At 68.5% G+C, this 17613-nt stretch carries 17 protein-coding genes and 1 pseudogene; 11 read left to right on the forward strand and 7 right to left on the reverse strand.

Annotated features, from left to right (window positions below; genetic code table 11):
• From N415_RS30000 to N415_RS30030, 7 genes are all read left to right on the forward strand, one after another.
• On the forward strand, nt 1–1050 hold a 1050-nt coding region (locus N415_RS30000), incomplete at its 5' end, for a virulence factor Mce family protein (protein ID WP_068189849.1).
• The gene (locus N415_RS30005; RefSeq protein ID WP_068189850.1) at nt 1044–2594 is read left to right on the forward strand and encodes an MlaD family protein; all 1551 of its coding nucleotides are present in this window, start codon (nt 1044–1046) and stop codon (nt 2592–2594) included. The genes N415_RS30000 and N415_RS30005, both read left to right, overlap by 7 nt.
• Nucleotides 2564–3373 carry an Mce protein gene (locus tag N415_RS32100; RefSeq protein WP_161630368.1) on the forward strand — a complete coding sequence of 270 codons (810 nt, stop codon included), beginning with the start codon at nt 2564–2566 and terminating at the stop codon, nt 3371–3373. Before N415_RS30005 ends, N415_RS32100 begins: the two co-directional genes overlap by 31 nt.
• Nucleotides 3370–4356: an RDD family protein gene (locus N415_RS30015; RefSeq protein WP_068189856.1), complete on the forward strand. Its 987-nt coding sequence runs from the start codon at nt 3370–3372 to the stop codon at nt 4354–4356. Before N415_RS32100 ends, N415_RS30015 begins: the two co-directional genes overlap by 4 nt.
• Nucleotides 4353–4907, forward strand: a complete 555-nt coding sequence (locus tag N415_RS30020) for a mammalian cell entry protein (protein ID WP_068189862.1) — start codon at nt 4353–4355, stop codon at nt 4905–4907. The genes N415_RS30015 and N415_RS30020 overlap by 4 nt, the downstream gene beginning before the upstream one ends.
• Nucleotides 4874–5608 carry a mammalian cell entry protein gene (locus tag N415_RS30025; RefSeq protein ID WP_068189865.1) on the forward strand — a complete coding sequence of 245 codons (735 nt, stop codon included), beginning with the start codon at nt 4874–4876 and terminating at the stop codon, nt 5606–5608. Before N415_RS30020 ends, N415_RS30025 begins: the two co-directional genes overlap by 34 nt.
• A 23-nt stretch (nt 5609–5631) precedes the next feature.
• Nucleotides 5632–6321: a YoaK family protein gene (locus tag N415_RS30030; RefSeq protein WP_068189868.1), complete on the forward strand. Its 690-nt coding sequence runs from the start codon at nt 5632–5634 to the stop codon at nt 6319–6321.
• Here the strand turns inward: N415_RS30030 and N415_RS30035 are convergent.
• From N415_RS30035 to N415_RS30050, 4 genes are all read right to left on the reverse strand, one after another.
• The gene (locus N415_RS30035) at nt 6314–7423 is read right to left on the reverse strand and encodes a phosphodiester glycosidase family protein (RefSeq protein WP_152531650.1); all 1110 of its coding nucleotides are present in this window, start codon (nt 7421–7423) and stop codon (nt 6314–6316) included. The genes N415_RS30030 and N415_RS30035 overlap by 8 nt on opposite strands.
• Before the next feature lie 79 nt (nt 7424–7502).
• A complete protein-coding gene (locus N415_RS30040; RefSeq protein ID WP_068189875.1) occupies nt 7503–8921 on the reverse strand; it encodes a YhgE/Pip domain-containing protein in 1419 nt (472 codons plus the stop codon).
• A gap of 47 nt (nt 8922–8968) precedes the next feature.
• Complete coding sequence (locus N415_RS30045; RefSeq protein WP_068189879.1) at nt 8969–9694, reverse strand: pirin-like bicupin family protein; 726 nt, start codon at nt 9692–9694, stop codon at nt 8969–8971.
• A gap of 10 nt (nt 9695–9704) precedes the next feature.
• Nucleotides 9705–10517 carry a MarR family transcriptional regulator gene (locus N415_RS30050; RefSeq protein ID WP_068189899.1) on the reverse strand — a complete coding sequence of 271 codons (813 nt, stop codon included), beginning with the start codon at nt 10515–10517 and terminating at the stop codon, nt 9705–9707.
• Between the two features lie 105 nt (nt 10518–10622).
• Here N415_RS30050 and N415_RS30055 point away from each other — a divergent pair, with 105 nt between their 5' ends.
• A complete protein-coding gene (locus N415_RS30055; RefSeq protein ID WP_081665611.1) occupies nt 10623–11765 on the forward strand; it encodes a dihydrodipicolinate reductase in 1143 nt (380 codons plus the stop codon).
• Here the strand turns inward: N415_RS30055 and N415_RS30060 are convergent.
• Entirely contained in the window at nt 11742–12662 is a 921-nt protein-coding gene (locus N415_RS30060) for a DMT family transporter (RefSeq protein WP_068189901.1), read from the reverse strand. The genes N415_RS30055 and N415_RS30060 overlap by 24 nt on opposite strands.
• A 173-nt stretch (nt 12663–12835) precedes the next feature.
• Between N415_RS30060 and N415_RS30065 the strand changes: the two genes are divergently transcribed.
• The gene (locus tag N415_RS30065) at nt 12836–13687 is read left to right on the forward strand and encodes a LysR family transcriptional regulator (protein ID WP_068189883.1); all 852 of its coding nucleotides are present in this window, start codon (nt 12836–12838) and stop codon (nt 13685–13687) included.
• 9 nt (nt 13688–13696) lie between these two features.
• On the opposite strand, the gene N415_RS30070 is transcribed toward N415_RS30065, so the two are convergent.
• Both N415_RS30070 and N415_RS30075 read right to left on the reverse strand, forming a co-directional pair.
• Nucleotides 13697–15097, reverse strand: coding sequence for an alpha/beta hydrolase domain-containing protein (locus N415_RS30070; protein ID WP_068189886.1), 1401 nt, complete (start codon nt 15095–15097; stop codon nt 13697–13699).
• A gap of 2 nt (nt 15098–15099) precedes the next feature.
• Nucleotides 15100–16186, reverse strand: a pseudogene (locus N415_RS30075) (sigma-70 family RNA polymerase sigma factor).
• A 10-nt stretch (nt 16187–16196) separates the two neighbouring features.
• Here N415_RS30075 and N415_RS30080 point away from each other — a divergent pair.
• Both N415_RS30080 and N415_RS30085 read left to right on the forward strand, forming a co-directional pair.
• Complete coding sequence (locus N415_RS30080) at nt 16197–17036, forward strand: alpha/beta hydrolase (protein ID WP_152531651.1); 840 nt, start codon at nt 16197–16199, stop codon at nt 17034–17036.
• An 87-nt stretch (nt 17037–17123) separates the two neighbouring features.
• The coding region (locus tag N415_RS30085; protein WP_068189897.1) for a DUF2786 domain-containing protein at nt 17124–17613 on the forward strand (490 nt) is incomplete at its 3' end.

Here is a 17613-nt window from a genome sequence, read left to right on the forward strand (position 1 = left end):
CCGGGCGGCCCGGGCAGCGGCGGCGGGTCCTACACCCTCTATGTGCAGATGCCGGACACGCTCGCGATCAACGGCAACAGCAAGGTGATGGTCGCCGACGTGTTCGTCGGTTCCATCAAGGCGATCAACCTGAAGAACTGGGTGGCGACGCTGACGCTGGGCATCGACAAGAGCGTCAAGCTGCCGAAGAACGCCACCGCCAAGATCGGCCAGACCTCGCTGCTGGGTTCGCAGCACGTGGAGCTGGCCGCGCCGCCCAACCCGTCGCCGGAGCTGCTGAAAAACGGCGACACCATTCCGCTGAAGAACTCCTCCGCATTCCCCACCACCGAGCAGACCCTGGCCAGCCTGTCGCTGATCCTGCGCGGTGGCGGCATCCCCAACTTGGAGGTGCTGCAGAACGAGGTCTTCAACATCTTCAACGGGCGGGGCAACCAGATTCGCGCCTTCCTGGGCAAGCTGGACACCTTCGTCACCCAGGTCAACCAGCAGCGCGATGACATCACCCACGCCATCGACTCCACCAACCGGCTGCTGAGCTACGTGGGCAATCGGGCGGACGTCCTCGATCGAGTTCTGACCGACATTCCGCCGCTGATCAAGCATTTCGCCGACACCAAGCAGCTGCTGATCAACGCCGTGGACTCGGTGGGACGACTCAGCGCGGCCGCCGATCAGTACCTGTCGGAGGCGAGGGGGCCCCTGCACCAGGACCTGCAGTCGCTGCAGTGCCCGCTCAGGGAGCTCGGCCGGGCGTCGCCGTATCTGATCGGAGCGCTGAAGTTGATCCTGACGCAGCCCTACGACATCGAGACCATTCCGAAGCTGATGCGCGGTGACTACCAGAACATTTCGATCACGCTGGACGTCACCTGGAGCGCGATCGACAACGCGTTCCTGACGGGAACCGGGTTGTCGGGGGCGCTGCGGGCGCTCGAGCAGTCCTACGGGCGGGACCCGGAGTCGATGGTCCCGGACGTCCGCTACACGCCCAACCCGAACGACGCCCCCGGCGGGCCCTTGGTGGAAAGGGCGGACCGGAATTGCTGACTCCCTTCGTCCGACGCCAACTGATCGCCTTCGGGATCCTGACGGTCATCTCGATACTCGTGCTCGGCATCTACTACCTGCAGGTTCCGAGCCTGATCGGCGTCGGCCGCTACACGCTCAAGGCCGACCTGCCCGCCTCGGGCGGCCTGTACCCGACGGCCAACGTGACCTATCGCGGCATCACCATCGGCAAGGTCACCGACGTCGAGCCCACCGAGAACGGCGCCAAGGCGACGATGAGCATCGACAGCCGCTACAAGATCCCGGTCGACGCGGTCGCGAACGTGCACTCGGTGTCGGCGGTCGGTGAGCAGTACCTGGACCTGGTGTCGACCGGCAACCCGGGCAAGGACCTCGCCGACGGGCAGACCATCACCCACGGCACCGTGCCCAGCGAGATCGGGCCGGCGCTGGACACCGCCAACCGGGGTCTTGCCGTGTTGCCCAAGGAGAAGATCGGCCAGCTGCTCGACGAGACGGCACAGGCAGTCGGCGGGTTGGGGCCGGCCCTGCAGCGGTTGGTCGACTCCACCCAGGCGATCGTCGGTGACTTCAAGACCAACATCACCAACGTCAACGACATCATCCAGAACTCCGGGCCGGTCCTGGACAGCCAGGTCGACTCCAACGCCGCGATCGAGCGGTGGGCACGCAACCTGAACAACCTGGCCGCGCAGGCCGCGCGGGAGGACAGCCATGTGCGCAGCGTGCTGCGCCAGGCCGCCCCGACCGCCGATCAGGTCAACGAGGTCTTCAACGACGTCCGCGACTCGCTGCCGCAGACGCTGGCGAACCTCGAGGTCGTGTTCGACCTGCTCAAGCGCTACCACACCGGCGTCGAGCAGGTCTTCGTGTTCCTGCCCCAGGGCGCCTCCATCGCGCAGACGGTGGCCGCGCCGTTCCCGAACCAGGCCGCGCTCGACCTGGCGTTGTCGATCAACCAGCCCCCGCCGTGTCTGACCGGCTTCATTCCGGCTCAGGAGTGGCGGTCGCCGGCGGACACCAACCTGGCGCCGTTGCCGTCGGGCACGTACTGCAAGATTCCGATGGAGACACCGGCCAACAGCGTGCGCGGTTCGCGCAACATTCCGTGTACCGATATCCCCGGCAAGCGGGCCGCCACCCCGCGGGAATGCCGCGACCCGAGGCCCTACGTTCCGGCGGGCACCAACCCCTGGTACGGCGACCCGAACCAGATCCTGACCTGCCCCGCCCCGGCGGCGCGCTGCGATCAGTCGGTGCGCCCCGGCATGGTGATTCCGGCGCCGTCCATCAACAACGGACTCAACCCGGCTCCGTCGGACCGGGTACCAGGCACGCCGCCGCCGACCAGCGACCCCTTGTCACGCCCGGGAAGCGGCACCGTGCAGTGCAACGGCCAACAGCCCAACCCGTGTGTCTACACTCCGAGCGGGCCCCCCGCCGCCATCTACAGTCCGCAGAGCGGTGAGCTGGTGGGGCCGGATGGAGTGAAATACTCCGTCGAGAACTCGACGAAAACAGGAGACGACGGATGGAAGGAGATGCTGGCGCCGGCCGGCTGAACCCCCCACCCATGCCGAGGTTTCGTCGACTGCGCAAGCCCTCCCAGAGATCAAGTCCGAAGATTCATCAGGAGCCGGCGGCTGCTGACGACGAGACGGCCACGCAGGTGACGGACGAGGAGTCGCCCGCGGACGTGGAGTCGCCGGAAGCCACACCCGAACCCGAGGCCGAATCCGAGCTTGAAGCCGACGCTGAATCCGAGGCCGAATCCGCCGGGGCCGAAGCCGACGCTCAATCCGAGGCCGAATCCGCCGAGGCGCCCGCGGGCGTCGAACGTCGTCCGTCGCGCTTGGGGCGCGGGTGGCTCTCCGGCATCGCCGCGGCGCTCGTGCTGTCGGCCGCCGGCCTCGGGGTCGGTAGTTACTTCGCGCTGCGTTATCACCAGCAGAGCCAGGTCATCGCGCGCAACGACGCGGCCGCGCTAAAGGCGGCGGTGGATTGTGTGTCGGCGACCCAGGCGCCCGACACCAACGCCATGGTTCAGAGCGAACAGAAGATCATCGAGTGCGGCACCGATGCGTTCCGCTCCCAGGCGCTGCTGTACACCAACATGGTCGTCCAGGCCTATCAGGCCGCGAACGTCCACGTTCAGGTGGCCGATGTGCGTGCGGCGGTGGAGCGCAACAACGACGACGGCTCGGTCGACGTGCTCGTCGCTATGCGCGTCAAGGTCGCAAGCGATCAGTCGCAAAAGGAGACCGGCTACCGCCTGCGGGTGAAGATGGCATACGCCGAAGGGCAGTACCGGATTTCCAAGCTCGACCAGGTGACGAAGTGACGGTGGTGGTCGAGGAGATCCAGGCTCGGGCAGACACCACGGCGGCCACACCGGAGTCTCCGCGGGATGCCTTGGCCCGCTGGCACGTTCGCGCGGCCGCGTTCGCCGTCGACGTCGTCCCGTGCATCGCCGTCGCGGTGACCATGGCGTTGGTCGCCTGGACCGTGGATCAGCATCCGGTGTGGTGGTGGGTCTGCGTCTCGGTCGCCGGCCTCGCCATCCTGCTGATGTTGGTCAACCGGTTGCTGTTGCCGACCGTCACGGGCTGGAGCCTGGGACGCGGCTTGTTCGGAATCGGGGTGGTGCGCCGCGACGGCACGGCCATCGGGCCGTGGGGATTGCTGCTGCGGGACCTGGCCCACCTGCTGGACACCGTGTCGGTGGTGGGATGGCTTTGGCCGCTGTGGGATTCGCTGCGCCGCACGTTCGCCGACATGCTGCTGGGCACCGAAGTGCGCCGCGTCGAATCCGACGAGGCGCTGCCCAAGTTGCGGCGCTGGACGGCGGTGGCGGTCCTGACCGCGGCGGTGGTGTGTGTCGCCGGCGCCGCGGTGAGCTACCTGGTGGTGTTCTCGCGCGACCGGGCCAGCGATCAAGCCAGGGCAGAGATCCAGGCGCAGGGGCCCAAGATGGTGGCGCAGATGTTGACGTACGACCCAAAGTCGTTGCGCGACGACTTCGCTCGGGCCCGGTCGCTGGCGACCGACAAGTACCGGGGTCAGCTGGCGGCGCAGCAGGACGTGGTCGAGAAGGGCAATCCCGTCGTCAACGAGTACTGGCCCACCGACGGGTCGGTCCAATCCGCCACGCCGGACCGGGCGACGATGCTGTTGTTCCTGCAGGGCCGGCGCGGCGTCGGGCCCGACGAGCGCGCGATCAGCGCCACCGTCCGGGTGCAATTCGCTAAAGGCGCGGACCAGCATTGGCGCGTCGACGACCTCACCGTGCTGACCAGGCCGAAACCGCCCGGGAACGGAAAATGAGCCCCCGCCGCAAGTTTGAGCCGGGCGAGGAACCGCTGCTCGTCGCGCGCCCGGTGCCGCCGGGGCGACCCTGGTGGCAGCCGGCGGCCGGCGTGGCCGCCGCGGTGCTGATGGTCGCGTCGATCGTGGCGTGCACCCTGATGCTGATCTCGCATCAATCGCGGGTGCGCACCGCCGCCAAGGAGCGCCAGGTGCTCAGCTATGTGTCGGGGTTCATGGCGCAGTTCACGTCGATCGACCCGTACCATGCCAACGACTATGTGACGCGGGTAATGGCCCAGGCCACCGGCGAATTCGCCAAGCAGTACCACGAGAAGGCCAACGAAATCCTGCTCCAGGTGGCCCGGGCCGAGCCCGCGACGGGCACCGTCCTGGGCGCGGGCCTGGAACGGTGGAACGATGACGGCACCGCCACCGTGATGGTGGCCACCGACGTGACCTCCAAGTCGCCGGACGAAAAGCAGGTATTCGACAACACCAATCGTTGGATGGCAACCGTCACGCAGGAAGGGAATCAGTGGAAGATCAGCAACCTGATACAGGTGATCTGACCGCCGCCGCGGCGACGACGGACGAACCCACGAACGAGGACGTCGAAGCCACCGCCGTCGAGGCCACCGCCGTCGAGCCCGACGCGGAGCCCGACGAAAGCGCCGAGCCGGCAACTGAATCCGCAGCGAGCGAGGGCGAGGAGGCGGCGGAGACCAAGCCCGCTCGACGCCCCCGGCGCAAGATCCTGGCCGGCAAGCGGCTCGCCATCACCATCGCCGTGGCCGCCCTGCTGTTCGTCGGCTCCGCGGCGTTCGCTGGTGCGGCGGTGCAGCCGTATTTGACCGATCGCGCTACGGCCGCAACGAAATTGAAGGTGGCGCGCACGGCGGCCAACGCGATCACCACGCTGTGGACCTACACCCCGGAGAACATGGACGGCCTCGCCGATCGGGCCGCCGCCTACCTCAGCGGTGACTTCGAGGCCCAGTACCGCAAATTCGTCGACGCGATCGTGGGCCCCAACAAGCAGGCCAAGGTCACCAACAGCACCGAAGTGACCGGCGCGGCGGTCGAATCGCTGGACGACCCGAACGCCGTCGTCATCGTCTACACCAACACCACGTCCACCAGCCCGCTGACCAAGAACATCCCGTCGCTGAAGTACCTGTCCTACCGGCTGTTCATGAAGCGCACGAACGGCCACTGGCTGGTGACGAGGATGACGACCATCACCTCGCTGGACCTGACACCGCACGTCTAGCGCACCGGATCCCCAAGCAGCCCATGGCCGTTGCCTCCCCGGTCTCCGAGCGCTCGACCGTTGCCGCGCTGCTGTTGCTGACCTTCGCCACCGGCCTCGCGGACGCGATCAGCATCCTGGTGCTCGGCCACGTCTTCGTGGCGAACATGACCGGCAACGTGATCTTCCTCGGCTTCTGGCTGGCCCCGAGAACCAGCATCGACCTGACGGCGGTCGTGGTGGCCCTGCCCACCTTCGTCTGCACCACGATCGTCAGTGGCCGGCTGGCAAGGCATTTCGACCAGCGGACGCGGTCGTGGATCAGCACGGTGCTGGCCACCGAAATCGTGTTGTTGCTCGCCTTGTCGATTCTGGCCGGCGCGGGTGTGCTGCACTACCACGACAACACCAAGCTGATCATGATCGGCATGCTCGCGGTGACCTTCGGCCTGCAGCATTCCAGCGCGCGCCAGTTCGGGATTCAGGAACTGTCCACCACGGTGCTGACGTCGACCATCGTCAGCCTCGGTCTGGACAGCCATCTCGCCGGCGGCACGGGCGAGCGCGAAAAGCTGCGCTTCAGCGTCGTTTTCACGATGTGCGCGGGAGCGTTGGTCGGGGCCACGATGTCGCGATTCGTCGTCGCCCCGGTGTTCGCGGTCACGGCCGCGGTGGTGGCGACGAGCCTGCTGATCTTTCGCTACGGTCCGAAGGCGCCATCGACCGCTAGTTGAAGGCCAGCCAGCTGGGCAGCGCGCGCTCGTGGGAGTCGCACAGCACCTGCCGGGTGTCGCACGATCCGCGCGGTGAGCCGGCGCCGGCCCACATGCCGCCGGTGTCACGCCGCAGCACGATCGCCGACGAGCCGCCGCCGTCCAGCAGGACCGCGGTGTCGCTACCCAGCCCGCGGAACAGGTCCTGGATGTTGTCCGGCGTGTAGCTGCCGCCCTCGAAGATGTACATCTCGTCTCTTTGCTTCACATACGCGAGGGCCGTGCGCGCCGCGCTGGGGCCGCCGTCGTTGAGCTGCCCGGTCTTGCCGGGGGACAACAGGCCGATCCCGGACACCGCGACGAACCGCTCGTTGCGGTTCAGCAGGTCGGCGACCACCGGGGTGGCGACGTCATAGTCCTGAGGGCTTCTGGCGCGCAACACATACGGCGCGCCACCGGACGGCAGGATCATCGTCGACAGGGCGCTCCAACTTTCGCCGCCGCCGGACAGGCCCTGCTTGCCCGGGTACGCGACCGTGCCGGTGACCGCCTGGTTCGCCCGGCCCTGCCCGTGCGTGTTGTCGACGAACGCGCCCAGCGGAGAGCTGCAGCCCGTCTCGCGCCAGGAGCCGCCCTTCTGCGGGCGGATGTCGAAGAAGTTGGCGTTGATCGCGATCGTCGGCTGGCCCATCCGCTGCCACGCCTGCAGCGGCGCGTAGACCTCCGACGCCTGCCACAGCCCCTCGCCGGTCCGGGCACCGGGATTGTTCTCGCAGCGCGCCTGATCGCCCTGGTGGCTATCCACCAGGAGGTGCGGCGCGAGGCGCCCCGCCGCGTTCTTGATGACCATCAGGTGCCCGCCGTTGTTCATCTCGTACCAGCTGCCGCCGGCGTTGAGCATGGGCGTGGGGTGACCGGGGCCGAAGTTGTAGACCAGGTACGAGCCCTTGGTGGTCTCGATGGCGCTGGCGAGCAGGTCGCGGCCGTCAGCGGCGTGGGCGACGGGTTGTCCGGTGGTGCTCGCCAGCACGGCGCACGCGAGGACCGCGGTGCAGCAGGCCGCCAGCCGGCGCAAGCTGGCGAGGGGCGTCAGCACGATGGACCTTTCGGCACTGATAGCTATGCAACATACATAGCATCAGTCACACCAGTCACACTGTCAACTTCGATAACGAACGCGTGACGCTTCGGCCGCACTCGAATTACGTTTGCCTGCTTGGGCTTTCGCTCTCCGCCTCGGCGGGGGTGTCGGTCGGAGCTTCGGCGGCCTCCGCGTCGGGGCGCTCGCGCTTTTGCACCCGCGCCTGGTGCTGGGCCTGGTGTTCCGCGGCGATTGCCAGCTCGACCGCCCCCGGGATGCGGTGGAAACCCTTGCGGTCGTAGAGGTGCGTGACGATGCCGCCGAGCAGCAGGCCGATGGCCAGCCCGATGCCTGTCAACCACAACGCCTGGGACAGACCGGCATCCGCGCGGCCGTTGAGATAGACCAGCGAGCGCACGCCGAGGAAAACCTGGTGCATCGGCTCGAATTTGGCGGCCCAGCGGAAGAACGGCGGCGTGGCCTCCAGCGGGACGGTGGCTCCCGCGGACGGTAGCCCGAGGATCACGAAGATCAGCATGCTGACCAGCAGGCCCATCGAACCCAGCACCGACAGTATGGAACTCGACGTGATGCCGACCGCGATGATCGCGAAGACCCCGTACGCCCACAGTTGCCAGCCGAGCGGGATCGGCATGCCCAGCCCGTGCGCGATGGCCAGGTACACGCCCGACGTCAGCAGCGCCAGCAGCGTCATGATGGCCCACTTCAATTGCAGCGTCTGGAATCGCGAGATCTTGACCTGCTCGGCGAAGCGGTACACCGGGCCCCACTCCGCCGGCACGTAGCCGAGCAGCGCGTCGACCAGCGTGCTGACCACGACGCTGCCGGTAAAGCCCGCCAGCAGCAGCAAGAGCGCGAAGTAGAACGCCGACAGCCCGTTGCCGGTGCCGTTCGGCAGGGCGTTGTAGACGCCGGACTTGACGTCGATCGGGTTGGCCAGGGCCAGCGCCGACACGCCGGTCAGCGGCGCGCCCCCGGTCTCGGCCGCGACATCCGCCGAAAGCCGTTGGCCCACCCTGCCATTGGCCACCGCCATCGCCTGGGTCAGCGTCTGGCCGGCGATACTGGCGCCGAGGGTGCCCGCCCGCGGGTTGGTGGAGATGGTGACCGAGGGACGCGTCGTGCGACCCGGCGTGACCGCGCTGGCGCCGAACTCGTGAAGGTTGGACGAGAAGGTGGGCGGAATGACCAACTCCCCGTAGACGTGTGCGGTGTCCAACAGTCGTTGCGCCTCGTCGTGGGGCACCACCCGGACGTCGAACTTGTTCTTGTCCAACCCGGCAACCAGGCCGTCGGTAATCTGCGCGCCGGCCGGGCCGGCGTCCTCGTTCACCACCGCGATCGGGAAATGCCGCAGGTTGGTCATCGGGTTCAGGATGCCCCCGAGGTACAGCGCGCACAGCGCCGACATGAGCGCCAGCGTGACGACGATGGGGAGTGACCAGAACCGCACGGTCCGAACTGCCTTGATATTTCGCTTGGGGTTCGGCGCCGCGTGCCGCGGCTGCGATTGAGACATGCGGGCTCCTGTCTGTCGTGCCCACTCTATGTGTTGGCCGGGTGCCCTCAAACTCCCAACGCCGCGTGCATCTCCCAGATCAACAGCTCCGATGGCTCGCTCGCCGTCACCCGCGGTGCCTCGGCGTCGGCGAATCGGACCGCGTCACCCTCGGTGAGATCGCCGATTTCCGCCGCTTGAATCCGGCCTCGCGCGGTGAATAGATGCAGGTAGGGAGCCTGCGGCAGGTCAACGGAGTCGCCGGGCTGCAGCCGCGCGACATGCAGCGCGGCGTTGCGGTTGTGCAGAGTGATGGCCGCCTCATTACCCGGTATGCCTGAGGCGATGGTCACAAGTCCGGCGTCCAGTAGCCCGGGGTCGATCTCGTGCTGTTGGTAACTGGGGTCGATGCCGGCCTCGTCGGGGACTACCCACATCTGCACGAAATGGACTGGCTCGGTGCGGGAATCGTTCTTCTCCGAGTGCAGGATGCCGCTACCCGCCGACATGCGTTGGGCCAGGCCGGGATAAATGGTCCCGTGGTGACCGGCGGAGTCGCGGTGGGTCAGCTCTCCGCTCAGCACCCAGGTCACGATCTCCATGTCGCGGTGGGGGTGGGTGTCGAATCCCGTTCCCGGCTCGACGATGTCGTCATTGTTGACCAGCAGCAGCCCGTGGTGGGTGTTGTCGGGGTCATAGTGGTCGCCGAACGAGAACGAGTGCCGGGATTTCAGCCAGGGCGTCGTGGTGACGGCCCGGTCGGCCGCCCGGCGGACGTCGACGGTGGCGGGCATGAGCTCTAGCCTAGGCCAATATTTCCTGCGCGTGCCGCAGCGCCGAATCCAGCGCTTCCAGCGTCAACCCGGTCGGACGGCCCAGGTGGATCTCGATCTGGTACTCCGGTTGCCTGTCCCGGCCGAAGATCGGCAACACGACGAATTCCGTTGTAGCCAGCTCGGTTTCGAGTGAGTCGGTGACCGATCGCAGCGTCACCATGGTCATCAGCGTGGTCAGTTGGCGGGTCACTCGCGCGGTCGGTTCCAGCGAGGCCAGCACGTCGGCCAGCCGGTGATGCAGCGAGCGGTGGGTGTCGTCGAACCGCCACGCGCCGTAACCGCGGGTGCGGATGTCGGCCAGCACCCGCCGATGCTGGGTCACCTCGGTGCGCGTCAGCCGCGGCACGACGCGGTGCAGCCAGGCGTCGACGAAGTCGTCGTCGCGCCAGGCCATCGCGACCAGGCCGAACGGCGGGTCGATCGGGAAGCGCTGCCCGACGGCGTGTTCGCCGTCGGTGCCGTGGCCGACGGCGTCGACGGTGGTCAGCTGGCGCTCGCCGATCTTCGACAGCGAGCAGCCTGCGCCGAGCGCCTCGTGCAGGAAGCGCAGCGCGTCGCGCCCGCGGTCCAGCAGCGGGAACTGCGTCCGCAGCCCGTGCACCAAGCTGAACAGGCCGCTGCCCAGCACATAGCGGCGGTCCTCGTGCCGCGCCACCCAGGCACGCCGTTCCAGCTCGGCGAGCACCAAGGCGCAGGTCGACGTGCTGATCGAGCAGGCCTTCGCCAGCTGGGCCGACGTGCGCCCGCTCGGTGAATCTGCCAGGGCCGCAAGCACATCCATCACGCGGGCGGTGGGCGGTGATTTGGCGGTTGACTCGCCCACGCGAAGCTCCTTACGATCCGTCCGAAATCTAACGATAAGCGTCCTAATAATAGGAGAATCGCAGTGTTGAAGGTAGGGGTTTGGGGCCCGGGCTCCATGGGCCTGATCGCCCTGCGCGGGGTGATCGACCACCCTGAGCTGGAGCTGGTCGACGTCGTCGTGCACAGCGACGCCAAGGCGGGTCGCGACGCCGGCGAGCTGTGCGGAATCGCGCCGGTGGGGGTGGTCGCGACCCAGGACCCTTCGGCGATGATCGCCGGCGAGGCCGACGCGGTGGTGTACGCCGCCGGGGCCAACCTGCGCCCGCTGGAAGCCGTCGAGGACATGGCGTCGATCCTGCAGGCCGGGAAGAACGTGGTGTCGTGTTCGGTGGTGCCGCTGGTATATCCCGACGGGTTAGGGGAGGAGGCCGGCGCGTTCACCGACCCGTTGAGGCGCGCCGCGCTCGACGGCGGTGCGTCGTTCTTCACCACCGGGATCGACTCCGGCTTCGCGAACGATGTTCTGCCGCTCGTGCTTTCGGGGGTATCGCGGGTGATCGAATCGGTGCGGGTGACGGAGATGTTCAACTACGCCACCTACCCGGACCGGGCCGCCGTCTACGAGATCCTCGGGTTCGGCAAGCCGCCGGAGTACCAGGCCTTCGCGGCGCAGCCCGGAATATTCACCTTCGGCTGGGGGCCGGTGCTGCACCAGCTCGCCGCGGGGCTCGGCGTCAAGATCGACCGCATCGAGGAGGCCAACGAACGCGTCGTCGCCCCCGAGTCGTTCGACACGCCCACCGGGCACATCCCGGCGGGAACCATCGCGGCGATGCGCTCGACGCTGACCGGATATGTCGGCGACAAGGCGACGTTCGTCCTCGACCACGTGACGCGGATGCGCGACGACCTCGCGCCGGACTGGCCACAGCCGCACATCAGCATCCCGCCGAAGGACCTCGGCTACGGCCAGGCGTCCGGTCGCGGCCTCTATCGCGTCGAGATCGAGGGATCGCCCACCATGCGTTGCGAATTCGAGATGGCCGAGGGTGGCGACCACGACCTCGGCGCGCGCATTGCCGGGGCGTCCCGGATGGTCAACGCGATCCCGGCGGTGTGCGCGGCCCGACCCGGGCTGCTGTCCGCGCTGAATCTGCCGCTGATCACCGGCGCCGGGCTGGTCCGCCCGGTGCCGGGCCCGTCACCGGACAGCCGCCTCTTCTAAGCATGGCCGCGGCGCCTCCGAGGCCCGCGGGTCGGTCTCGCGGCGCCGGCGGGACGCCCCGCTGTTGAGCCAGCACGCCAGGCCCCCGACGAGTAGGCCGATCGCGACACCGATGTCCGGGCGCTGCCCGAGCATCAGCCAGGACAGCACCGCGGCGGCCGCCGGAATGATGGCGAACAGCATCGCCACCGGCGCGGCCCCGTGCAGGCTGATGGCGCGCAGGTAGATGCTGACCGCCAGCGTGGCGTTGAGCAGCACCATGCCGGTGACCGCGACGGCGGCCTTGGTCGCGTTGTGCACGGCAAACGGCGTCAGGATCGCCAGCGCGGTCGCCGGAATGAGCGCCACGGCATTCTGCACCGCGCTCATCGCGCGGAAGTCGACGCCGGCGCAATACCGCTGCTGGTACACGCCGCCGGCCGAAAGGCCAAGCAGCGCAACCACAAGCAGCGCGATCACCGGGTCGACGCCGTGCGTGCTCATCAACCGCTTGGCGCACGCGGCCAGTACCGCGACCACTCCCAGGGCCAGGGCGAACACTCGCCGCGAGCCGAGCCGCTCGCGCAGGAACATCGTGGCCAGGATCGTCGTGGTGACCGGGTTCATCGCGACGACTACCGCGCAGAGCACCGCCGGCGCGCCGAGCAGCAGCGCCTCGTAGAGGCAGCAGAATTGCACGGCCTGGATCAGCAGACCCGCGACGACGACGTGCCCGAACTGCGCCCCCCGCGGCCACGCCGCTCGGGCCAGGGCGGCCCAGCACGCCAGAATGATTGCGGCCAAACCGAATCGCAGCACCAAGACGGCCATCGGGGTCATCGCGGACACCGCGAGCGCCCCGATGGGGTAACCGATCGCGTAGGTCAGGGTGACCGCCGAGGCAGTCGTCAACGGCATGCGCGGCAGGTCCATGCCCCCATGTTCGTCGACGCCGACCCACGCCGTCCAACGATTATTAGCGATCGCAATCGATCACGAATGCTGATCGCATCATCGGAGATCAGAACAATTTCGACGTGATCAGGTCGATCGATTGATCGTATTCGCTGATCGGACTATGGTTCGTCGGTATGGCTCAGGTGCTCGATATCGCGCCGCTGCGCAGCCTGGTGGCGGTGGCCGACTGTGGGGGATTTCACCGCGCCGCCGCCGCGCTGCACCTCAGTCAGTCCGCCGTCAGCCAGCACCTGCGCAAGGTGGAGAGCGTGGTCGGTGAACCGGTGGTCGAACGCTCCGGCCGAGGCGTCTTGTTCACCGAGGTCGGTCAGAAGGTGCTGCGGCACGCCCGGGCGATTCTGGAGGCGCACGACGCGGCGCTCGACGACCTCGGCGCCACCGAACACAGGCTGCTGACGATCGGGGCGACCGAGCACGGCGCGGACGTGATGCTGCCCGCCCTGACCGGCGTGCTGCGTGAGCGGCTTCCCGAGCGGCGGCCGCGGTTCCGGCTCGACCGCAACGTCTCGCTGGCCGACGCCCTCGACCGGGGCCTGCTGGACCTGGCGATCATGCTCGACGGGTCGGGGCTCGACCGCGCCAATGCGTCGGGAGTCGTGCAGCTGAGGTGGGTTTCGGCGCGGACTTTCGCCGCTCGTCGGGGCGACCCGCTGCCGTTGGTGATCTATGCCGAGCCGTGCACGTTGCGCGAGCCGGCCTTCTCGGTCCTCGAAAGGCACGGCATCGCTTACGAAATCGCCGCCGAATGCGGTGATCTGTCGGGCCTTTACGCCGCCGTGCGCTCCGGGCTCGGGTTGGCGCTGCTGCCGATGATCGGCAAGCTTCCCGACGGCCTGTGCCCGGCCGAGGGGCTGCCGGTGGCCAACTGCGCTACGGTCCTGGTGCGCGGCCGCGCCGGCATCGACCCGGACCTGCTGAGCGCCGCCGACGCCGCGGTGCGCGACGTGCTGGCCGCCGAAAGCTGAACGCGCCCTTTAGTTCTGGGGAAACGTCGCGGCGGCGAGCTCGAGAATCTCGGCGCGGTCGGCCGGCAGGATGAACCCCGAGCCGATCGCGCGGTCGAGCGCCGCCGTGAAGCCGTCGAGGTATTGCGCGACGCCGCCGGGGTAGAGCCGGTCCCGCGTGGCCGCGTCGAACGGTTCGCCGGAGCCGAAGATCGCCGCCATGATGCTCTCCGCTTCGGCGATACCGGACGTGCGGGCGATCGGCACGTCCACCCACGGAGTCCGGACGCCGCCCTGGGCCAGGCCGTGCGGATCGAGGACGGGCCGGGGCAGCTCGCCGTGCTGGACCTCGATCGGCGGACCGGCCGGTGCCGGCTCGCCGGTGCGGACCCAGGTGTTCAGCGCGTCGAGGGCCGCCTGCACCACGTAGTGGTGTTGCGGCGCGAAGTTGATGTAGTGGCCCAGCTGCTGACCCATCAGCGTGTTGGTCGGCGCGTAGGCGGCCACGATCGCCTCCAGCGGCGCGGAGCCGTTGTCGATGGGCGCCACCTGGATCGTGTAGTTGTCGGCGTGTGCTGCCCCGGCGATCTCCCAGACCCGCAGCCGGTCGTGGTCCGGCTGCCTCGCGAAGTAGTAGCCTTCCCGCGGGCCGCCGAACAGGTCGGTTTCGGTGATGATCGTGACGAGCGGGACGCGCAGGTCGGAGCGGAACGCGACCGCCTCGGGCATGTCGAGGTGTGACTCGTCGAAGACGGAAACGCCGTCCAGCGGCGCGGCCGACCCGAACCGCGAGTGCACCAAAAACCCGTCGTAGCTTTGCGCGAGCGGATCGACGGCGTTGACGTAGGTCGTCAGGAACATGGCCGATTGCGACTCGCCCAGGGCGACCACCTGCCGCACCGGCAGCTCGCCCAGCGCTCCGTTGCGGACGAGGTCGCCCGCCTGGGAAAAGATGTCGTAGGAGTACTCGTCGCCCGGGTGGCTCAGGGCGGCGTAGCGCGCCGGGTCCTGGCTCTTCAGGGACATGTCGAAGCCCATCAGGTTCTCGCCGCCGCCGTCCACCCCCACCTTCTGGGCCGACACCGCGACGTAGCCGTAGCCCGCGCGAAGGATCTCGCGGTGCGCCATCATCCACACCGCGGGGGCATCGATGCCGCCGCTGACGTTGAGCCATTCCACCAGCACCGTCCCGTTGAACCGCTCCGGATCGGTCGGGGTCAGCGCCACCATCCGCGTGGTGTATTCCGCACTGCCACTTGGTGTTACGCTCCAGTCGCCGTCGGGACCCAGCGCGGCGGTGGGCGCGTAGGACGCGGCCGTTCCGGAGACGAAGAATTCCTCGGCGACATAGCCCAGCTCGGCTATGTCGAAGCCGCCCAACAGCAGCAGCGGCTTCCCGGGCGCGGGCGTGACGAGCGGGGCATTCGGCATCGTCACACGGTAGCGGGCAGCCCGAATTTCTCGAATAGTGTGTCGTCGAGGAAGGCCACCACCCGCGATACCCGGCCGTCGCTGACGTCGAGGACGTGCAGCTGAAACGGCACGTGCACGTCACCGGCGCGCATGTACATGGCCGCGCCGGGCTGGCCGTTGGCGACCACGGGGAGCAGGCGCATGTCGCCGGGATGTTCGGCCGGGCACTGCTGGTGGATGAGCGTGATGATGTCCCGCGGGCCGCGGTACCAGCCGGTGTACGGCGGCATCTCCCAGATCGCCTCGGCGGTGAACAACTCGACCAGCCGGTCGATGTCGTAGGCCTCGAACGCCGCGATGTAGCGATCCAGCAGGTCCTGGGCTTCGGGGGAATCGGGCGGCGTCAGCCGGTCGCTGGAGCTGGGCTGGACGGCCTCGAGCTGGGTGCGGGCCCGCTGCAGCAGGCTGTTGACGGCGGTGGTGGTGGTGCCGATCGCCTCGGCCACCTCGGCGGCCTTCCACTGCAGCACGTCGCGCAGCAGCAGCACCGCCCGTTGCCGGGGTGAAAGGTGTTGCAGCGCCGCGACAAACGCCAACCGCACCGACTCGCGTGACCCGACGATGACCGACGGGTCCGCGGGGTCGTCCGTCAGCTCCGGCAGCGGCTCCAGCCAGGGCACCTCGCTCCGCTCCACCAGTTCCGCGGTGGGGTCGGAGCTCGGCGCCCCCAGCCCCGTCGGCAACGGCCGGCGTTGACGGCCCTCCAGCGCGGTCAGGCAGGTGTTGGTGGCGATGCGGTGCAGCCAGGTCCGCATCGACGACTTGCCCTCGAAACGGTCGTAGGCCTTCCAGGCGCGCAGCAGGGTCTCCTGCACCAGATCCTCGGCGTCGTGCAGCGAGCCGGTCATCCGGTAGCAGTGCGCCAGCAGTTCGCGACGGTACGGCTCGGCGTCGGTCGAGAAGTCCCCGCCGAGCGCCGGGGCACCGCCAGATTTCTCTACGTCTTCGGTGAGCAGCCCCATGTCAGATGAGCCTACGCAGAGTCTCCGACAGTGTCTTTGTTGTGTCTTCGACACGGTCTTCGTCGAGGCCCACCCCCCGAGCGATTACGCTTCCCGTGATGACTACGCGCACTGAACGCACCTTCGACGGCCTCGGCGGCGTGCGCATCGTCTACGACGTCTGGACGCCGGAGGGCGCGCCCCGGGCGGTGGTCGTGCTGTCCCACGGCCTCGGCGAGTACGCCCGCCGCTATGACTACGTCGCGAAGTGCTTCGGTGCCGCCGGGCTGGTCACCTACGCCCTGGACCACCGCGGCCACGGCCGCTCCGGCGGCAAGCGGATGCTGGTGCGGGACATCTCCGAGTACACGGCGGATTTCGACACCCTGGTCCGCATCGCCACCCGGGAGCACCCGGGCCTGAAGTGCATCGTCCTCGGGCACAGCATGGGTGGTGGGATAGTGTTCGCCTACGGCGTCGAACGCCCGGACAACTACGACATGATGGTGCTGTCGGCCCCGGCGGTCGCGGCCCAGGAGCTGGTATCCCCGTTCATGATCCTGGCCGCGAAGGTGCTCGGCGTCGTCGTGCCGGGCCTGCCGGTGCAGGAACTCGACGTCGCCGCGATCTCGCGGGATCCCGCGGTGGTGGCCGCCTACAACGCCGACCCGCTGGTGTACCACGGGAAAGTCCCGGCGGGCGTCGGCCGGGCGCTGCTGGAGGTCGGGCAGACCATGCCGCAGCGCGCGCCGGCGCTGACGGCGCCGCTGCTCGTGGTGCACGGCTCCGACGACCGGCTCATCCCCGTCGACGGCAGCCGCCGTCTGGTCGAATGCGTCGGGTCCACCGACGTCGAGCTGAAGGTCTACCCCGGGCTGTACCACGAGGTCTTTAACGAGCCGGAGCGCGATCAGGTGCTCGGTGACGTGGTCTCCTGGATCTCCAAGCGGTTGTAGGCGACGTGTCGTCTCGCTGCGCTAGTTTGGCGCCATGACCCGCGCCGGCGACGATGCAGAGCGCAGCGATGAGAAGGAGCGGTGCCTATGACCGACGACAAGATGCTCGCTCGCATCGCCGCGCTGCTGCGCCAGGCCGAGGGCACCGACAACTCGCACGAGGCGGACGCCTTCATGAGCGCCGCGCAGCGGCTGGCGACGGCGGCCTCGATCGACCTGGCGGTGGCGCGCTCGCACGCGGCCAAGCGCTCGCCGGTGCAGGCCCCGACGCAGCGCACCATTACCATCGGTGCGGCGGGCACCCGGGGGCTGCGGACGTACGTGCAGCTTTTCGTGCTGATCGCCCTGGCCAATGACGTGCGCTGCGACGTGGCGTCGAACTCGACGTTCGTCTACGCGTACGGGTTCGCCGAGGACATCGACGCGACCCACGCCCTCTACGCCAGCCTGGTCGTGCAGATGGTGCGCGCGTCGGATGCCTACCTGGCCTCCGGTGCGCACCGCCCCACGCCGACGATCACCGCCCGGCTCAACTTTCAGCTCGCGTTCGGGGCGCGCGTCGGTCAGCGCCTGGCGG

It is taken from the genome of Mycobacterium sp. UM_CSW (assembly GCF_000455205.1).
Classification (GTDB): Bacteria; Actinomycetota; Actinomycetes; order Mycobacteriales; family Mycobacteriaceae; genus Mycobacterium.

What these genes read in the sequence shown, in the direction of transcription:
- N415_RS30060 (WP_068189901.1), bottom strand. Translation starts at nt 12,662, where the DNA reads ATGCCGTTGACGACTGCCTCGGCGGTCACCCTGACCTACGCGATCGGT.
- N415_RS30070 (WP_068189886.1), bottom strand. Translation starts at nt 15,097, where the DNA reads ATGCCGAATGCCCCGCTCGTCACGCCCGCGCCCGGGAAGCCGCTGCTG.
- N415_RS30045 (WP_068189879.1), bottom strand. Translation starts at nt 9,694, where the DNA reads ATGCCCGCCACCGTCGACGTCCGCCGGGCGGCCGACCGGGCCGTCACC.
- N415_RS32100 (WP_161630368.1), top strand. Translation starts at nt 2,564, where the DNA reads ATGGAAGGAGATGCTGGCGCCGGCCGGCTGAACCCCCCACCCATGCCG.
- N415_RS30065 (WP_068189883.1), top strand. Translation starts at nt 12,836, where the DNA reads ATGGCTCAGGTGCTCGATATCGCGCCGCTGCGCAGCCTGGTGGCGGTG.
- N415_RS30030 (WP_068189868.1), top strand. Translation starts at nt 5,632, where the DNA reads ATGGCCGTTGCCTCCCCGGTCTCCGAGCGCTCGACCGTTGCCGCGCTG.
- N415_RS30050 (WP_068189899.1), bottom strand. Translation starts at nt 10,517, where the DNA reads ATGGATGTGCTTGCGGCCCTGGCAGATTCACCGAGCGGGCGCACGTCG.
- N415_RS30020 (WP_068189862.1), top strand. Translation starts at nt 4,353, where the DNA reads ATGAGCCCCCGCCGCAAGTTTGAGCCGGGCGAGGAACCGCTGCTCGTC.
- N415_RS30040 (WP_068189875.1), bottom strand. Translation starts at nt 8,921, where the DNA reads ATGTCTCAATCGCAGCCGCGGCACGCGGCGCCGAACCCCAAGCGAAAT.